This is a genomic window from Enterococcus sp. LJL51, assembly GCF_049894025.1.
GTDB lineage: Bacteria > Bacillota > Bacilli > Lactobacillales > Enterococcaceae > Enterococcus_L.
In genome coordinates this window covers 389,731-406,139 of record NZ_JBNEQE010000001.1, presented here as the reverse complement: position 1 = coordinate 406,139, position 16,409 = coordinate 389,731, and the positions used below count along the sequence as shown (strand labels likewise).

Here is a 16,409-nt window from a genome sequence, read left to right as displayed (position 1 = left end):
GATATCTTTTCTTTGCATGATTTATATAAGTAAGGAGGAAGAAAAAAATGAATGAACAAGAAAAAGCAGAATGGTCACAAGATGAAATAGAAATTCAGGCAGCTTTAAAAGCAAAAAGCTTTTGGTATGCTGACTGGTCATTTCCAATATTAGTTGGATTAATGGCTGCCGCTGTTTTTGCTGGAACTCATATGTATGTAGTACATGGTGTGGGAGCTTTTAACGAAGTATCCATTGTTGCAATGCTGAAGGCAGGGCTTGATGGTGGTTCATATGGTGCAGCTGCAGCTTTTGGAGCCAGCTTCCTGTTTGCCAGAATATTAGAAGGCTCTTTAGTCGGAATTCTGGATTTAGGTGGATCAATTTTAACTGGATTAGGTATTGGTGTACCTGCAATTCTGTTAAGTATGAACATCAAAGCACCTATTGAAAACTTTGCATTAGCTTTAATTACAGGTGCAGTTTTGGGCTTACTTGTCGGCGGTATCATTATCTTGATTCGTAAGTTTACAATTAATCAAGGTGGATCAACATTTGGTGCAGACGTAATGATGGGCGCTGGAAATGCATCAGGACGTTTCTTAGGACCGTTGATTATCTTAAGTGCAGCAGGTGCATCTATTCCTATCGGAATTGGTTCAACAATTGGTGCAATGATTTTCTATGCATGGAAAAAACCTATTGCTGGAGGCGCAATCCTTGGAGCCATGATTTTCGGCGCATTTTTCCCAGTTGAGTTGACTCAATAATTAGTGCAGAATTCTTCATTGAAACAGTAAAAACCGTTTACATTAAAAGAGTATCGTGTTATTATGGAAACGAAATAATTTTATAACATTATAATCTTTAGTAGCGGGGGGAACAAAATGAACGGATTTGTATTATGGATGGAACAACATTTAATGCCTGTAGCAAACAAATTTGGCTCACAACGACATATGGTTGCCATTAGAAAAGGGTTAATTGCGACAATGCCATTGACCATTGTGGGTTCATTTTTTACACTTTTTCAAAATATCCCGATTGATTCCTATATGGAGTTCATTGCACCTTATCAAGCTGTAATGGATATTCCATCAAGATATACGATGGGAATCTTGGCGTTATATGCAACATTTGGGATCGCCTCTTCTTTAGCTCAAAGCTATAAACTAGATACGCTAATGTGTGGGATTTTAGCGCTGGTAGCCTTTTTAGTAACAGCGGCACCTCCTACAAGGGTTTTTGAAGATGTTCCAGAGGTGATTAATGCAGGGCGTTATATTAATTTGGCGAATTTAGGCGCAGCTTCATTATTTGGCGCTATCGTGGCAGCACTTCTGACTGTAGAAATTTACCGATTCTTTGTTTCAAGAAACATTACGATTAAGATGCCTGATGGCGTTCCGCCTGAAGTATCCAATTCCTTTGTAGCTTTGATTCCGGGAACCGTTATCCTGTTATTGTTTTGGGGGCTACGTCATATCGTTGGGTTTGATTTGAACGGCTTCTTAAGTAATCTACTAATGCCGTTGAAAGGCGTATTGGCTGGAAATAGTTTGTTTGGCGGATTGCTGACAGTGTTCTTAATCTGTTTCTTCTGGGTATTGGGAATTCATGGTCCTGCTATCATGGGGCCGGTTATTCGTCCGTTTTGGGACATGTCGATTGCTGAAAATAACGAAGCGTTTATCAGTGGAGTTAGTGCTGACGCTTTACCAAATATATTCACTGAGCAATTCTTACAGTGGTTCATTTGGATTGGTGGTGCGGGTACAACTCTGGCACTTGTTATACTAATGATGTTTTCAAAATCGAAATATCTAAAAAGCTTAGGAAGACTATCTTTCCTTCCCGGAATCTTTAACATTAATGAACCTGTAATTTTTGGTACGCCGATTGTTATGAACCCAATCATTGGGATTCCATTTATTGTTGCGCCGCTTGTGACAACAACCTTGTCTTATTTCCTGACAATATCAAATGTGGTTCCTATGATGGCTGTGCGTTTAGCCTTTACCCTGCCGGCACCAATTGCTGCATGGCTGAGTACGGATTATAGTGTAATGGCAGGCATACTAGTATGTATCAACTTTGTGATTACACTGGCAATTTACTATCCGTTTTTCAAAATTTATGAAAAACAACAGCTTGATAAAGAGCTGGAAGCAGAAAAAGCATAAGAGTATTGACAAATACATGGGGGAGGGTGGAATGACACAGTTGTGTCGTTCGACCCTTTTCAATCCAAATAGATAAATTTTGCTAGAGAAACAAGACATAATAGAAGTATCTTTGCCTAAACTTTTGGGAAACAGCCCTTTCAGTTGGCTGAATGAAGTTTAATAAGTTTATTGGATTTTTGCACAGGTGTTATTTCGTTAAAAGCTTCTATTTTATAGGTGAGATAAAACCTTACCAGCAGCTGGTCATGTAGACCATTTCTTGCAGAATTTATAATAGAAAGAATGAGATATGATTTGGAGGTATTCAACATGTGGTTATGGTTTATTCTGTTTTTCATTATTTCTCAGGTTATAATTGAAAGAGAGTACTTACCTGAACGGTTTACGGATTTAAGGTTACGATATCTTTGTTTATATTCAATAGGTGGTATTTCTGCAGCAATTGTTATTGGCGTATTGGTTGGTCAGCCGATTTTACTGATAGGAACGGTAACAATATTCTTTGGATCGCTGGTCTCATGGAAAAACCGGAAAAAATTCGACAAAATGGAGCGTGGCAAAAGTATATGAAACGAGCATTAGGTGTATCTGTCTACCCTGACCATAGTGATATGGATCAGGATAAAGCGTATTTGAAAAAGGCAGCTGAGTGCGGCTTTACAAGAATTTTTATGAGTATGCTGGAAGTGACTGAAGGAAAAGACGTAGTGACCAAAAAGTTTAAAGAGCTGATTCATTATGCCAAGGGGTTAGGTTTTGAAACGATTTTAGATGTAGTTCCAGCCTTGTTTGATCAGCTGGATATTTCGTATGATGATTTGTCCTATTTCCATGAGCTTGGAGCTGACGGTATTCGCCTAGATGCGGGTTTTGATGGGAATAAGGAAGCCAAGCTTACCTATAATCCTTATGATTTAGCTATTGAGCTGAATATGAGTAATGATGTTGCCTACCTGGATAATATTTTGACTTATGAAGCGAATAAGCCATTTTTATACGGCTGTCACAATTTTTATCCTCAGGAAGGGACTGGTCTTCCCTATGACTTTTTTGAAAAATGTAGTATTCGTTTCAAGAATAATGGTATCCGGACAGCGGCGTTTGTTGCTTCCAGTATTGGAGATATTGGTCCCTGCGACATTAATGACGGACTGCCGACGTTAGAAATCCATCGTCATCTTCCTATTGATATTCAGGCCAAGCATTTGTTCGCTACAGGACTGATTGATGATGTAGTAATCGGCAATGCATACGCATCAGATGAAGAGCTGGAGGCATTGGGTCAAGTGAATCGCTATCAGCTGGAACTAGCAGTCGATTTTGTTGCAGATGTAAATGAAGTAGAAAAAGAAATTACGCTGTCTGAACAGCATTTCCGCAGAGGAGATATTACAGAGCGGATGGCGCGTTCTACTGAAGTACGGAAAAAGTATATTGATGATGCTAATCCAGCACATGACAATGAAGGCGAATTTCAGATTGGTGATGTCGTTATTGGTAATGATGCCTTTGGCAAATATAAGAACGAGCTGCAGATTGTCTTACAGCCCCACAAAGACAGTAGAAAAAATAAAGTAGGAAGTATTACTCCAAGCGAATTGATGCTGTTGGAATTTATCAAGCCTTGGACAAAATTCAGATTGAAAGAAAAGTAGGGAAATAAAATGACATATGATCTGCTAATAAAAAACGGTAAAACAATAGATGGAGAAAAGCTGGAAATTGCAATATCTGAAGGCAAAATTGTCAAAACGGCCGTTTCAATTGCTGAAGATGCAAAGGAAATCATTGATTTGAATGGAGCTGCATTTATTTCAGCCGGTTGGATTGATGATCATGTACACTGCTTTGAAAAAATGACGCTGTATTATGACTTTCCAGATGAAATCGGTGTAAAAAAAGGTGTTACAACTGTTATTGACGCTGGAACAACAGGTGCGGAAAACATCCATGAATTTTATGATTTAGCTGTACAGGCAAGGACCAATGTCTATGCACTGGCAAATATTTCTAAATGGGGGATTGTTGAGCAGGATGAACTGGCAGATTTGAGTAAAATCAAAGAAGACCTTGTGAGAAAGGTGCTGCAGGAGCTGCCTGATTTTGTCATTGGAATTAAAGCTCGTATGAGCAAAACAGTAATTGGAGAAAATGGGATTACTCCTCTTGAAATGGCAAAGAAAATCCAAAAAGACAACAACAACTTGCCGTTAATGGTTCATATAGGTTCAGCTCCGCCGGAACTTGATGAAATTCTAGCTAATATGTCTGAGGGAGATATCCTGACACATTGCTTTAACGGGAAACCGAATGGTATCTTGGATAAGAATACAGGGAAAATTAAGGACTTTGCTTGGGCTGCTTTCAAAAAGGGCGTAGTATTTGATATCGGCCATGGGACAGACAGCTTCAATTTCGAGGTTGCTGAAACTGCATTTAAAGAAGGTATGCTGGCTGAAACCATTAGTACAGATATCTATATCCGAAACAGAGAAAACGGACCAGTTTATGATTTAGCAACGACAATGGAGAAGCTGCGGGTTGTTGGATATGAATGGGCAGATATTCTTAAGAAGGTGACTGCTGCTCCTGCTGAAAAATTCCATTTGAATAGTAAAGGACAGCTGAAAGAAGGCTTTGACGGAGATTTAACAATCTTTACAATTGAAGAAGGTCAGAAAACTTTGACCGATTCAAATGGCTTTACCAGAGAAGCCAAAGAGTTGATTACTCCTGTGAAAACCATCGTTGGAGGTGTTGTTTATGACAATTAGTTACGAGAAATTCAATTTAAAAGAGGTTATTAATGCTTCTGGACGAATGACAATTTTAGGTGTATCAAAAGTATCTGAGCGAGTCTTGGAAGCGCAGCGCTTCGGTGGGGAACATTTCTTTGAGATGGGCGATTTAAGCGTTCAGACAGGAAAATATTTGGCGAATCTGCTGAAGGTTGAGGATGCACAGATTGTGTCTTCTGCCTCTGCTGGTATTGCACAAAGCGTGGCTGCTCTAATTGGTCAGGGCTCAGCTTATCATGCCTATCATCCGTATACAGAAAAAATTGACCGGAGAGAAATTATTCTACCTAAGGGGCATAATGTAGATTATGGAACTCCGGTAGAAGTGATGGTAGCTCAAGGTGGAGGACAGGTGATTGAAGCCGGCTATGCCAATATGTGTACGCCAGAGCATATTGAAATGATGATTACAGACCGCACAGCAGCTGTTTTATATATAAAGAGCCATCATACCGTTCAAAAAAGCATGCTGGGTGTGGCGGAAGCAGCAGCGGTTGCCCACAAGTACAGTCTTCCGTTGATTGTAGATGCAGCAGCTGAGGAAGATCTTTTTAAATATGTTGAGGCTGGCGGAGACTTGGTAATTTACAGTGGTGCAAAAGCGATAGAAGGACCAAGTGCTGGACTAGTGATTGGAAAAAAAGAGTTTATTGAATGGGTTCGTTTACAGGGTAAAGGAATTGGCCGAGCGATGAAAATTGGCAAAGACAATATTCTCGGATTTACTCAGGCGGTAGAGGACTATCTGACAAACGGCAGTGAGGATGGCAAATCAATGCAGAAACGTATGGAGCCATTCATCGCCGACCTAAATCAATTACCGAACATAGAAGCTAAAATTGTTCAGGATGGTGCCGGTAGAGATATTTATCGTGCCAGCGTCAAAGTCAGCGGACCGAAATCAGCGAAGCAAGTCATCCAAGAGCTGAAAACGGAAAGTCCGGCAATTTATACAAGAGAATATCAGGCGAATAATGGAATTATCGAATTTGATATTCGTTCAGTTAACAAGGAAGAGATGGACAAGATTACTACCCGTTTAGCTGTAATTATGGCTTAAGCTAAGAATAATAGTAAGATTTAAGTTGAAAACAGATAGAAAATTATAGATGGAGCATGGCACTGTTCATGTGAGAAGAAGGAGATAATATTATGTCATTAACACCAAAATACTTAGAAGATCGTTTATGTTTAAATGTTTTAGCCAATTCTGTGGAAAATGCCAAAGCCTGCTATGAAGCGGCGGAAGGTCACGTTGTTTTAGGTGTACTTTCAAAAAATTACGATACCGATGAAGCGGCAATAGAGGATATGAAAAAATATGCTGCAGCTACAAATAACGCATTATCTGTAGGTCTAGGAGCTGGCGATCCAAATCAAAGTCAGATGGTTTCACGCATTTCAAAAGAACTGCAGCCTCAACATGTCAATCAAGTATTTACAGGTGTGGGAACTTCACGGGCCTTATTAGGACAAAGTGAAACAGTAATTAACGGGTTAGTTTCTCCGACTGGAAAAGTAGGCTATGTAAATGTTGCAACGGGCCCATTGAGCTCTCAAGCTTCGGCAGGGGAAGTGCCGATTGAGACAGCAATCAAGCTTTTACAGGATATGGGTGGAAGTTCCATCAAGTATTTCCCAATGAAAGGCTTAGCTCACAAAGAGGAATACAAAGCTGTTGCAGAAGCCTGTGCTAAATATGATTTCTACTTAGAACCGACTGGCGGGATTGACTTGGAAAACTTTGAAGAAATCGTTCAAATTGCAGTAGATGCTGGCGTGAAGAAGATTATTCCTCATGTGTACAGCTCAATTATTGATAAGGAAACTGGCGATACGAAGCCGGAAGATGTAAAAACATTAGTAGAAATGATGAAAAATACGTTAAAATAAAAGCCGGGCAAATCGAACAGCAAATGTGTTAAACCTTTGTGGTTGAGCCTTTGTTGAGGCTTTCGATTTTTACAGCTGGATAGGATGGAAACAAAGATGAGAATTTCAGCTTTTGGAGAAGTAATGATGCGGCTGACTCCGCCGGAATATCTGATGTTGGAGCAAACCAGGGAGCTGCGGATGGATTTTACCGGAACGGGCGTCAATATTCTAAGCAACCTTGCTCATTTCGGTTGTGAGACAAGCCTAATTACTAATCTTCCAGATAACCGCTTAGGAGAAGCGGCAAAAGCAAGCTTACGTCAGTTAGGCCTTGGTGATAGATGGATAGGTCAGCATGGGAATCACATTGGCTCTTATTTTGCTGAGATGGGGTATGGACCAAGACCCACTCAGGTCACTTATCAAAATCGTCACAGCAGCTCATTTGGCGTAAGCGGTGCAGCAGATTATGATTTTGACAGCTTCCTAGAAGCAACTGATTTGGTTCACATTTGCGGTATCTCTTTAAGCTTAACGGATCAGACAAGAGCAGCTGCATTTGCATTGGCAGAAAAAGCCCATAGTCAAGGGAAAAAAATATGCTTCGATTTCAATTTTCGTCCAAGTTTAAACGAGAACAATGAAGCGGTATTTATGCGTGAACAGTATGAACGGATGCTGCCGTATTGTGATATCGTTTTTGGAACTCAGCGGGATTTAACTGATTTATTAGGGATGAAAGCTGATGAGACCTTAGACAATGAAGAACAGTTTAAATCGCTGACTAAAACATTTATGGACAACTATGATATTGAATTATTTGCCGGCACTTTTAGAATTAGAGAGAATGGCAGTTACTATCTATCGGGCTTTTTATTTGATAAAAATCATTATGTACAGGCTGAACCAAGAGAAATTATCAATCTTGACCGGATTGGCGCCGGAGATGGCTATGCCGCTGGTGTACTTTTGGGATATGCTGAAAAATGGGCTCTTGAGAAAACTGTAGCTTTTGCAACGGCAAATGGCGTTTTAGCTCATACAATTCAAGGCGATGTTCCATTAACAACGAGGAAACAAGTGGAGCATATCATGCTGCACCCTACAGTTGATTTGATTCGCTAAGTAAGATAGACTGAAACGAAAGTTTGCCTAGTCAGCTACTTTCGTTTCAGTCTATTTTTCATTATAATAGAGAAGATGGAATTTATGAGTAGCGAATCAACTGCAGGAGGAAAGACGATGCCCAAGGATTTTTGGAATGCTTTGGAAAATGAGCAAATAATTGAAAGTATTCGCAAACGCCCGGGAATGTATATCGGTGCTTTGGGGCTTTCGGGTCTGGAGAGTATGATTATTCAGGTGCTTGATGAGCTGCTGAAGCTGACAGATCAGCCTGGAAATGCCCGAATCACTGCTGAGCTTTCTAAAAATCAGCTCATTTTTTCCTTTGCTGTAAAAAGAGAATGGCATTTAACGCAGGAAAGGGAACAGAATCAGCTGTCTTACTACTTTTTTCTTCAGTTATTGCTGGCTTTGTCCGAACAGTTGGGGATAAGCATTGAAACACCAGCCGGTCGGGAAATAAGGATTTATCAGCATGGAGAGCTTGTCAAGGAAGCCGCAGTGAAATCGAAAAGCGAGGAATATCGTCTAGAGCTGGCATTCACCCCTGATTCGGCTTATTTTGGAACCAAGCCTCTTTCCTATTTTGTTTTATTCAATCGTTGCCAACAGCTGGCGATGCTTAACAGCGGATTGACGATTACATTGAAAGAGGGCGAGACTCAAAAAAATCAATTAGTCTACGAAGAAGGATTAGTTGAATATATTTTTCAAAAGGACAATGCACTAACCAGAGGAAGCCGTCCGCTAACGATTCGGACTAGAAGAGAAGATGTGGTTATTCAGGCAGTGATTTCAAAGAACCCTTCCGCAAATATCAGAGACAGCTTTGTTAATGGCTATTTACCACCAGATGGCGGGACACATATGGAAGGTTTTGTTCAAGGAGCGGTAGACGGCATGAATCGTTTTTTAGAAGAAACGAGCCGAATGAAGATTATAACAGTTGAGAATTTTCAGGAACGTTTTGATTTTGTTCTTTCTATTCAAGTCAGCCGACCTCGTTATGCCGGAGCGGTTAAGCAAAAAATCCGTAATCCGGAGCTATATAAAATTTTGCGGGAAGTGGTGTCGGATGAGGTTTTCCGCTTTCTGACACGCCATCCCTCCTGGTATGTCACTTAATTCTGATGACGATGAGAGGGGGAAGAAAAATGAGAGTGTTAATTGACGGAGATGGTTCGCCAGTAAAGGATACAGCAATCGAGACCGCCCTTCAATATCAAATGAAGATAGTCGTTGTAACAAGTATTGATCATTATTCTCTCAAGGAATATCCTGAAGCGGTTTCCTTTGTTTATGTGGACAAAGGGAATGATGCAGCAGATTATAAAATCATTGCGCTGATTAAAGCAGGGGATATTCTGATTACTCAGGATTATGGCTTGGCTTCACTAGCTTTACCAAAGGACGTGACCGTACTTCATCAGCTGGGCAAAGAATACACTGCCGAGACGATTGGTCAGTTGCTTGAGCAGAGATATTTTAGTGCTAAAATTAGAAAAAGCGGAGGCCGAACTAAAGGGCCGAAACCTTTTACGAAAGAAGACCGGGAACAGTTTCGTTTAAAGCTGATTGAAGTCATCGAGAGGGAAGCACAAAAGGAAATGTGAGGATAAAAAGAAACAGCCGTTTCTTTTATATTTGTTTCTACTACATAAATCGTTTTTATGCTAAAATAATGAAAAAGAAAATTTTGGTTACGGCCGCACCAATCTATTTAGATGGAAATTTAGGAGGAAAAGCATTTGAAGATTGTATTACTCTATGGAGGGAAAAGTGAGGAGCATGAGGTATCTATCTTATCCGCTTTTTCTATTTTAAATGCAGTTTACTATAATTATTATCAGGTCCAGTTAGTATATATTAGTAAGGAAGGTCAGTGGGTTCAAGGACCGCTGCTGACAGAACCGCCACAGGATGAAACAGTTCTACATCTAACTTGGAATCCTCAAGGTGAACAGAAGTTTGGAGGGAACTTTACTGGTAAGGTAATTGCGCCTTGTGATATCAAGGAAGAGGATTCAATCGTTTTCCCTGTTCTTCACGGTCCAAATGGGGAAGATGGTACCATTCAAGGATTTCTTGAGACTATGAATATTCCTTATGTAGGTGCGGGAGTACTAGCTAGTGCGACGGGCATGGATAAAATTATGACTAAATACTTGCTTCAAACAGCAGGTATTCCTCAGGTTCCGTTTGTTCCTGTTTTGGAAAATCAATGGAAAGAAAATCCTAAGCATATTTTTGAACAGTGTGAAGGTTCGCTTATTTATCCAATGTTTATTAAGCCTGCGAATATGGGTTCAAGTGTGGGAATCTCAAAAGCAGAAAACCGCGAGGAACTGCAAAATGCGTTGATTGAAGCGTATAAATATGATTCCCGTGCGATTGTAGAGCAGGGAATTGAAGCGAGAGAAATTGAAGTAGCAGTATTAGGCAATGAAGACATTCGGACAACTCAAGCAGGTGAAATCATTAAAGATGTGGACTTTTATGATTATAATTCTAAGTACATCGATAATAAAATTACTATGCAGATTCCGGCAGAGGTACCAGAAGAAGTTCATCAAAAAGCACAAAAATATGCTAAAAAAGCGTATCGTATCTTAGATGGCAGTGGTTTGAGCCGCTGTGACTTTTTCTTGACAAATAAGAATGAGCTGTTTCTAAATGAATTAAATACAATGCCTGGCTTCACACAATTCAGTATGTATCCATTGTTATGGGAAAACATGGGTTTGAAGTACAGTGATTTGATTGAAGAACTAATTCAACTGGCTTTAAACCGCTATAAAAGAAGACAACAGCTGTTTGAAGAGCAGCAGTAATAAAGCTGCTTCAAAATAGCACAGAGAGAGCGGGACAAAACGAGCGATTCGTTTTGTTTCGCTCTTTAAATCCAAGCAAACAGTGGGCAGGAGCACCTAGCAGCATTTAACTGCGATGAGTGACTTTCTGTGGAAATAAAGATTTCTTGTCTCGGCCGCATTCATTTTATCGCTGTAGACAAAAAATGAACATATGAGGAGAGAAAGCGGATGAAGCTTAGCTTTTGGGAAGTTGCACAAATAGTAAATGCTGAAAATAATTGGAAACAGTGGGCAGATTTTTCAATCACAGGACTAGAGTTTGATAGTCGCCTAATAACAGAAGGCAGTCTTTTTGTCCCGCTGTCTGGTACAAATGACGGTCACCTTTTTGCAGGAAAGGCGGCGGAGCAGGGTGCATCTGCGGCATTTTGGAGCAGTTCGGAGGCTGCACCGGAGGGGTTGCCGATTCTTGAAGTGGCGGATACGTTGAAAGCGATGCAGCAGCTGGCTGTTTATTACCTGAAGCAGGTGGCTCCTTCCGTTATCGGCATCACTGGCAGCAATGGGAAAACAACCACAAAAGATATGGCTGAAGCAGTACTTGCACAATCATTCAAAACCTATAAAACTCAGGGAAACTATAATAATGATATTGGTCTTCCTTATACTATCCTTCATATGCCGGAGGACACGGAAAAGCTAATTCTTGAAATGGGGATGGACCACGCTGGCGAGATTGCCTTTCTGTCTACGTTAGCTCAGCCGGATGTAGCGGCAATTTCAATGATTGGCGAGGCGCACATTGAATATTTAGGCTCTCGTCAAGGGATTGCAGCGGCTAAAATGGAGATTGTTGATGGGCTGAAATCCGATGGGCTACTGTTGATTCCTAATGAAGAACCTTTATTGCAGCCTCTAGCTGAACCTTTACAGCAGAATGTGAAAACATTCGGCTGGGAAGCATCAGCTTCTTATCAGGGGAAGATTATTGATTCAGGAAAAGATTTTACCAGCTTTATGATTACGGGCTCCCCGCAGTTATTTACGATTCCCATGCCTGGAAGCTATAATGTGACGAATGCGTTAATTGCAGCGGCAGTCGGTCGCTGGTTTGGACTTTCTGATAAAGAAATTGCTGCCGGGTTAAATGCTTTAGTAATGACCAAAAACCGTACGGAGTGGTTGAAATCAAAAGCTGGTGTTGAAATTTTAAGTGATGTGTATAACGCCAATCCAACTGCAATGAAGCTGGTTCTGGATAATTTTCGGACGATGGAAGGCAAGGGCAAACGTGTCGCTGTTTTAGGTGCGATGCTGGAGCTGGGACCGGAATCCGAAGCAATGCATCAATCGGTTGAGGCCTATTTGAATCCAACGGAAATAATGGAAGTCTATCTCTATGGCGAGGAAATGCGCAGCTTATATGATACAATCGCAGAACGCTATCAGGGAAATGCTCATTACTATGATAAATCTCAGAAAGCAGAGCTGATTGAGGCAGTGAAAGGGACTCTTTCACCTGAGGACATGATTGTTTTGAAAGGCAGCAATGGAATGGGACTAGCTGAAGTTGTAGAAGTGCTGATAAATGAAAAGTAGTTTTCATAAAACTTGCTGAAAAGCACGATTCGTGTTAGAATGAACTATTGTCAGAGGATTTGAATAGAAACAGATGGCAGAAGGAACATTTTGCCAATCATATATTACTTGAACAGCTGAACGATTCCGTTTGGCTTTTCTGTTGTCGTAGTTCATATGATTGGATTTTCGATAGAGTTGATAAGAATAGATAGTTTGATAAAACATAAAGAATATATCTTTATTTCAATGATGAAGAGAGCAGGTCTGCTAAGCGAACTGATCCGGCTTTTTTCAACAGAGCAAACTGTATGGCTGGGTTTATTGACCCTATTGAAATGTTTAAAGCGTGGGACAATGGTCCCGAATAACAAGAAATTAGGAGGATCACATTGAAATTTAGAGAACTTGGTTTATCATCTAAATTATTATCAGCTATTGAACGCTCAGGATTTGAAGAAGCAACACCGATTCAGGCAGAAACTATTCCGTTGGCACTGGAAGGGAAAGATGTTATCGGACAGGCCCAAACAGGAACTGGTAAAACAGCTGCTTTTGGTTTGCCGATGCTTGAAAAAATTGATGCAGACAATCGTGTACTGCAGGGATTAGTTGTGGCGCCGACAAGAGAACTAGCGATTCAGACACAAGAAGAATTATACCGTTTAGGAAAAGATAAAAAGATTCGTGTACAAGCAGTATACGGAGGGGCCGATATTGGGCGCCAAATCAGAGGTCTGAAAGACCATCCGCATATTGTTGTTGGTACGCCAGGCAGACTGCTGGATCATATCAACCGCCGTACATTGAAGCTAGGAACAGTAGAAACCTTAGTATTGGATGAAGCAGATGAAATGCTGAATATGGGATTTTTAGAGGATATTGAGAAAATTATTTCTCAGGTTCCTTCTGAACGTCAGACATTGCTGTTTTCTGCGACAATGCCGCCGGCAATTAAAAATATTGGTGTGAAGTTCATGAATGACCCGCACCACGTAAAAATTAAAACAAAAGAAATGACTGCTGATTTGATTGATCAGTATTATGTTCGCTCAAAAGATTATGAGAAATTTGATATTATGACAAGACTTTTAGATGTTCAGACACCTGAATTGACAATTGTATTTGGTCGTACTAAGCGTAGAGTAGATGAGCTTGCCCGCGGACTTGAAGCTCGCGGCTACAAAGCTGAAGGGATTCATGGCGACTTATCACAGCAAAAGAGAATGAGTGTATTGCGGTCATTCAAGAATGGCAACCTTGATATTCTGGTAGCGACAGACGTTGCTGCCCGCGGATTAGATATTTCCGGTGTTACCCACGTATACAACTACGACATTCCACAAGATCCTGAAAGCTATGTTCACCGTATCGGAAGAACAGGTCGTGCAGGTAAGGGCGGAATTTCAGTAACCTTTGTAACACCAAGTGAAATGGGTTATCTTCATGTGATTGAGTCATTAACAAAGAAGAGAATGTCGCCCCTTCGTCCGCCAACTGAGAAGGAAGCTTTTCATGGCAAATTAGGCGCTGCAATGGAAGAAGTAGGTACGAAGCTTGAAGAAAACGGCTTGGATAAATACTTAGCTTCTGCAGAAGTTTTGTTAGAAAAATACTCTTCTCAAGACTTAGCTGCTTTGCTGCTTAAAACAATTTCTAAGGACCCGGCTGATGCAGCTCCAGTTAAAATCACTCCGGAACGTCCGTTGCCTTCACCAAAAAGTGGTGGATTTAATAAGAACAAACGTTATAGCGGCGGCGGGAATCGTCAGCGCAAAGACAACCGTTCTTCTCAAAGTAGAAATAAAAATAACAAAAACAACAGCAGTAGTGGTGGCGGCTACAATAAAGGCAAAAAAAATTATTCCTCTAAACGAAGCAATGACAAGGGCAGAGGCTTTGTCATCCGTGAAAAAGGAAACAGCTAAATAGAACAGCTGAATATCAGGCTGCAGATAGATATCTTTTGGGATTATAATCTGCAGTCTGTTTTGCTATAATAAAGTTTAGGGTTTTCTTAGGCTTCTTGTAGGAAAAAACCATTTATTTTGATAAAATAAAGATAATTTATTGATTTGGAGTGCGTGTCCGATTATGATAAGAGGAATAGGGATTGATATTGTTGAACTCTCTAGAATTGAAAAAATCGTTGAGAAGCAGTCGTCGTTTATTAAACGGGTTTTGACTGAAAAGGAGCTTGAGCTCTTCCAATCGCTCTCTTACCGGCGGCAGGTAGAATTTTTAGGCGGACGTTTTTGCTGTAAAGAAGCTTTTTCAAAGGCCTGGGGAACAGGAATTAGTGGTGTTGGATTTCAGGAAATAGAGATATTGAAAAATGCTGCGGGGGCTCCTGAAGTAACCAAATCACCTCATAAAGGCAATGTATTTGTCTCAATCTCTCATACAGAAACGATGGCTGTGGCACAGATTATTTTAGAAGATTAAATTTTGTATTCTGAAAAGGAGGGAGATAGAATGGTCACGGGATATCACCGACCAACAAAGCTTATTATTGATAGACAGGCAATTATTGATAACGTGGCAGGAGAAGTAGCCAAAATGCCGACTGACAAAGAGCTTTTTGCTGTGGTTAAAGCGAACGGCTATGGGCATGGAGCTGTTGAAACAGCTAAAAGTGCATTAAAGGGCGGCGCAGCTGGTTTTTGTGTTGCCTTATTAGATGAAGGGATTGAACTGCGGGAAGCAGGAATCACTGAACCTATTTTAATTTTAGGTGTTGTGGAACCAATATACATAGAGCTGCTGCTGAAGTACAATCTTTCTGTAACAGCTGCAACAACGGCGTGGCTGTTGGAAGCTTGTAAGTGCTTAAAAAGATTGACTGGAAGTCAAAAGCTAAAGATACATATAAAAATTGATACAGGAATGGGTCGTCTGGGATTTACTTCACTGAAAGAGGTACTTGATGCAGTTCAGCTCATAGAAAATAATGAGCAAATCGAGTGGGAAGGAATATTCACTCATTTTTCTACTGCGGATGAAATAGATACACTCTATTTTGAACAGCAGCTGAAGATGTTTCAGGATATTATTAGTGAACTGCCTCGACAGCCTCGTTATATTCATAGTGAGAATAGTGCTGCAGCCTTATGGCATCCGAAAAGTACGGGTAATATGATTCGGTTTGGCATTGCTATGTACGGATTGAATCCATCAGGGCGTTCTTTAATAGAAAGCTACCCGCTGAAGTCGGCACTAACCCTTGAAACAGTATTAATTCAAGTAAAGGAACTTCAGCCGGGAGCGGGAATAGGATACGGAAACACGTATACCGTTGCCGAAAAGGAATGGATTGGGACAATTCCTATAGGCTACGCGGATGGTTGGCTGAGGAAAATGCAGGGATTTCATGTTTTGGTGAATGGTAAAAAGTGTGAGATAGTTGGGAGAGTATGCATGGATCAGTGCATGATTCGGCTGCCTGAGGCTGTTCCGGAAGGGACAAAGGTTACTTTAGTTGGGGAAAATCAGGGAGCGGAGATAACACTGCAGATGGTTGCTGAGTATTTAGAAACCATCCATTATGAAGTTGCATGTACGTTTTCACAACGCATACCAAGAGAATATATAGGGGGATTATAATGGTTAAACGTGGAGATATCTTTTTTGCAGATCTCTCTCCTGTTGTTGGTTCTGAACAGGGCGGAATTCGTCCTGTCCTAGTCATACAGAATAATTTGGGGAATCATTTCAGCCCGACAATTATTGTCGCGGCAGTAACAGCCAAAATGGCTAAGCCAAAATTACCTACACATATAGGAATCAATTCAGAGGAGACGGGGATTGAAAGAGATTCAGTAATATTATTAGAGCAGATTCGAACGATTGATAAGGTTAGGCTGAAGGAGAAGGTTTGCCACTTAGGTGTTGATGTGATGCTTGAGGTCGATAGAGCTTTGGGCATCAGCGTAGGCATCGTTGAACCGGAAGAATCAGTAGGAACCTATCAAATATAGATTTTGTCCGATGCTGACTGACTGGAATACATAGTGAAAGAATACAATATTTAGTTTGAAATTAAAGAGTATGAACCG

At 40.6% G+C, this 16,409-nt stretch carries 16 protein-coding genes; all 16 read left to right on the top strand.

Going from position 1 to position 16,409, the window contains the following annotated elements; all coding sequences use genetic code 11:
• The first annotated feature begins 47 nt into the window (after nt 1-47).
• Complete coding sequence (locus tag ACPWSO_RS01920; protein WP_426081084.1) at nt 48-749, top strand: DUF4310 family protein; 702 nt, start codon at nt 48-50, stop codon at nt 747-749.
• Between the two features lie 117 nt (nt 750-866).
• On the top strand, nt 867-2,162 hold the full coding sequence (locus tag ACPWSO_RS01915; protein ID WP_426081082.1) for a PTS sugar transporter subunit IIC: 1,296 nt from the start codon (nt 867-869) through the stop codon (nt 2,160-2,162).
• Between the two features lie 312 nt (nt 2,163-2,474).
• Entirely contained in the window at nt 2,475-2,735 is a 261-nt protein-coding gene (locus ACPWSO_RS01910; RefSeq protein ID WP_426081081.1) for a hypothetical protein, read from the top strand.
• Entirely contained in the window at nt 2,732-3,820 is a 1,089-nt protein-coding gene (locus ACPWSO_RS01905) for a DUF871 domain-containing protein (RefSeq protein WP_426081080.1), read from the top strand. Before ACPWSO_RS01910 ends, ACPWSO_RS01905 begins: the two co-directional genes overlap by 4 nt.
• A gap of 9 nt (nt 3,821-3,829) precedes the next feature.
• A complete protein-coding gene (locus ACPWSO_RS01900; protein ID WP_426081079.1) occupies nt 3,830-4,939 on the top strand; it encodes an amidohydrolase/deacetylase family metallohydrolase in 1,110 nt (369 codons plus the stop codon).
• Complete coding sequence (locus tag ACPWSO_RS01895) at nt 4,929-6,023, top strand: DgaE family pyridoxal phosphate-dependent ammonia lyase (protein ID WP_426081078.1); 1,095 nt, start codon at nt 4,929-4,931, stop codon at nt 6,021-6,023. The genes ACPWSO_RS01900 and ACPWSO_RS01895 overlap by 11 nt, the downstream gene beginning before the upstream one ends.
• Before the next feature lie 92 nt (nt 6,024-6,115).
• Nucleotides 6,116-6,856, top strand: a complete 741-nt coding sequence (gene dagF / locus ACPWSO_RS01890) for a 2-dehydro-3-deoxy-phosphogluconate aldolase (protein ID WP_426081077.1) — start codon at nt 6,116-6,118, stop codon at nt 6,854-6,856.
• 96 nt (nt 6,857-6,952) lie between these two features.
• Complete coding sequence (locus ACPWSO_RS01885) at nt 6,953-7,963, top strand: sugar kinase (protein WP_426081076.1); 1,011 nt, start codon at nt 6,953-6,955, stop codon at nt 7,961-7,963.
• A gap of 117 nt (nt 7,964-8,080) precedes the next feature.
• Complete coding sequence (locus ACPWSO_RS01880; RefSeq protein WP_426081075.1) at nt 8,081-9,088, top strand: hypothetical protein; 1,008 nt, start codon at nt 8,081-8,083, stop codon at nt 9,086-9,088.
• A 29-nt stretch (nt 9,089-9,117) separates the two neighbouring features.
• On the top strand, nt 9,118-9,576 hold the full coding sequence (locus tag ACPWSO_RS01875; protein WP_426081074.1) for a YaiI/YqxD family protein: 459 nt from the start codon (nt 9,118-9,120) through the stop codon (nt 9,574-9,576).
• 135 nt (nt 9,577-9,711) lie between these two features.
• Complete coding sequence (locus ACPWSO_RS01870; RefSeq protein ID WP_426081072.1) at nt 9,712-10,794, top strand: D-alanine--D-alanine ligase; 1,083 nt, start codon at nt 9,712-9,714, stop codon at nt 10,792-10,794.
• A gap of 210 nt (nt 10,795-11,004) precedes the next feature.
• Nucleotides 11,005-12,375, top strand: coding sequence for a UDP-N-acetylmuramoyl-tripeptide--D-alanyl-D-alanine ligase (locus tag ACPWSO_RS01865; RefSeq protein ID WP_426081071.1), 1,371 nt, complete (start codon nt 11,005-11,007; stop codon nt 12,373-12,375).
• Between the two features lie 371 nt (nt 12,376-12,746).
• The gene (cshA, locus tag ACPWSO_RS01860; protein ID WP_426081069.1) at nt 12,747-14,282 is read left to right on the top strand and encodes a degradosome RNA helicase CshA; all 1,536 of its coding nucleotides are present in this window, start codon (nt 12,747-12,749) and stop codon (nt 14,280-14,282) included.
• 166 nt (nt 14,283-14,448) lie between these two features.
• Nucleotides 14,449-14,799 (top strand): holo-ACP synthase, encoded by a 351-nt coding sequence (acpS, locus tag ACPWSO_RS01855; RefSeq protein WP_426081068.1) that lies wholly within the window; start codon nt 14,449-14,451, stop codon nt 14,797-14,799.
• Between the two features lie 30 nt (nt 14,800-14,829).
• Nucleotides 14,830-15,957, top strand: coding sequence for an alanine racemase (gene alr / locus ACPWSO_RS01850; RefSeq protein WP_426081067.1), 1,128 nt, complete (start codon nt 14,830-14,832; stop codon nt 15,955-15,957).
• Nucleotides 15,957-16,331 (top strand): type II toxin-antitoxin system PemK/MazF family toxin, encoded by a 375-nt coding sequence (locus ACPWSO_RS01845; RefSeq protein ID WP_426081066.1) that lies wholly within the window; start codon nt 15,957-15,959, stop codon nt 16,329-16,331. The genes alr and ACPWSO_RS01845 overlap by 1 nt, the downstream gene beginning before the upstream one ends.
• Nucleotides 16,332-16,409: the final 78 nt, after the last annotated feature.

Bases quoted from the DNA above. Each gene is read 5' to 3' on its own strand.
- ACPWSO_RS01895 (WP_426081078.1), top strand. From the start codon at position 4,929: ATGACAATTAGTTACGAGAAATTCAATTTAAAAGAGGTTATTAATGCT.
- ACPWSO_RS01905 (WP_426081080.1), top strand. From the start codon at position 2,732: ATGAAACGAGCATTAGGTGTATCTGTCTACCCTGACCATAGTGATATG.
- ACPWSO_RS01845 (WP_426081066.1), top strand. From the start codon at position 15,957: ATGGTTAAACGTGGAGATATCTTTTTTGCAGATCTCTCTCCTGTTGTT.
- ACPWSO_RS01910 (WP_426081081.1), top strand. From the start codon at position 2,475: ATGTGGTTATGGTTTATTCTGTTTTTCATTATTTCTCAGGTTATAATT.
- ACPWSO_RS01920 (WP_426081084.1), top strand. From the start codon at position 48: ATGAATGAACAAGAAAAAGCAGAATGGTCACAAGATGAAATAGAAATT.
- acpS (WP_426081068.1), top strand. From the start codon at position 14,449: ATGATAAGAGGAATAGGGATTGATATTGTTGAACTCTCTAGAATTGAA.
- ACPWSO_RS01865 (WP_426081071.1), top strand. From the start codon at position 11,005: ATGAAGCTTAGCTTTTGGGAAGTTGCACAAATAGTAAATGCTGAAAAT.
- ACPWSO_RS01900 (WP_426081079.1), top strand. From the start codon at position 3,830: ATGACATATGATCTGCTAATAAAAAACGGTAAAACAATAGATGGAGAA.
- dagF (WP_426081077.1), top strand. From the start codon at position 6,116: ATGTCATTAACACCAAAATACTTAGAAGATCGTTTATGTTTAAATGTT.
- ACPWSO_RS01885 (WP_426081076.1), top strand. From the start codon at position 6,953: ATGAGAATTTCAGCTTTTGGAGAAGTAATGATGCGGCTGACTCCGCCG.
- ACPWSO_RS01880 (WP_426081075.1), top strand. From the start codon at position 8,081: ATGCCCAAGGATTTTTGGAATGCTTTGGAAAATGAGCAAATAATTGAA.
- ACPWSO_RS01915 (WP_426081082.1), top strand. From the start codon at position 867: ATGAACGGATTTGTATTATGGATGGAACAACATTTAATGCCTGTAGCA.
- alr (WP_426081067.1), top strand. From the start codon at position 14,830: ATGGTCACGGGATATCACCGACCAACAAAGCTTATTATTGATAGACAG.
- ACPWSO_RS01875 (WP_426081074.1), top strand. From the start codon at position 9,118: ATGAGAGTGTTAATTGACGGAGATGGTTCGCCAGTAAAGGATACAGCA.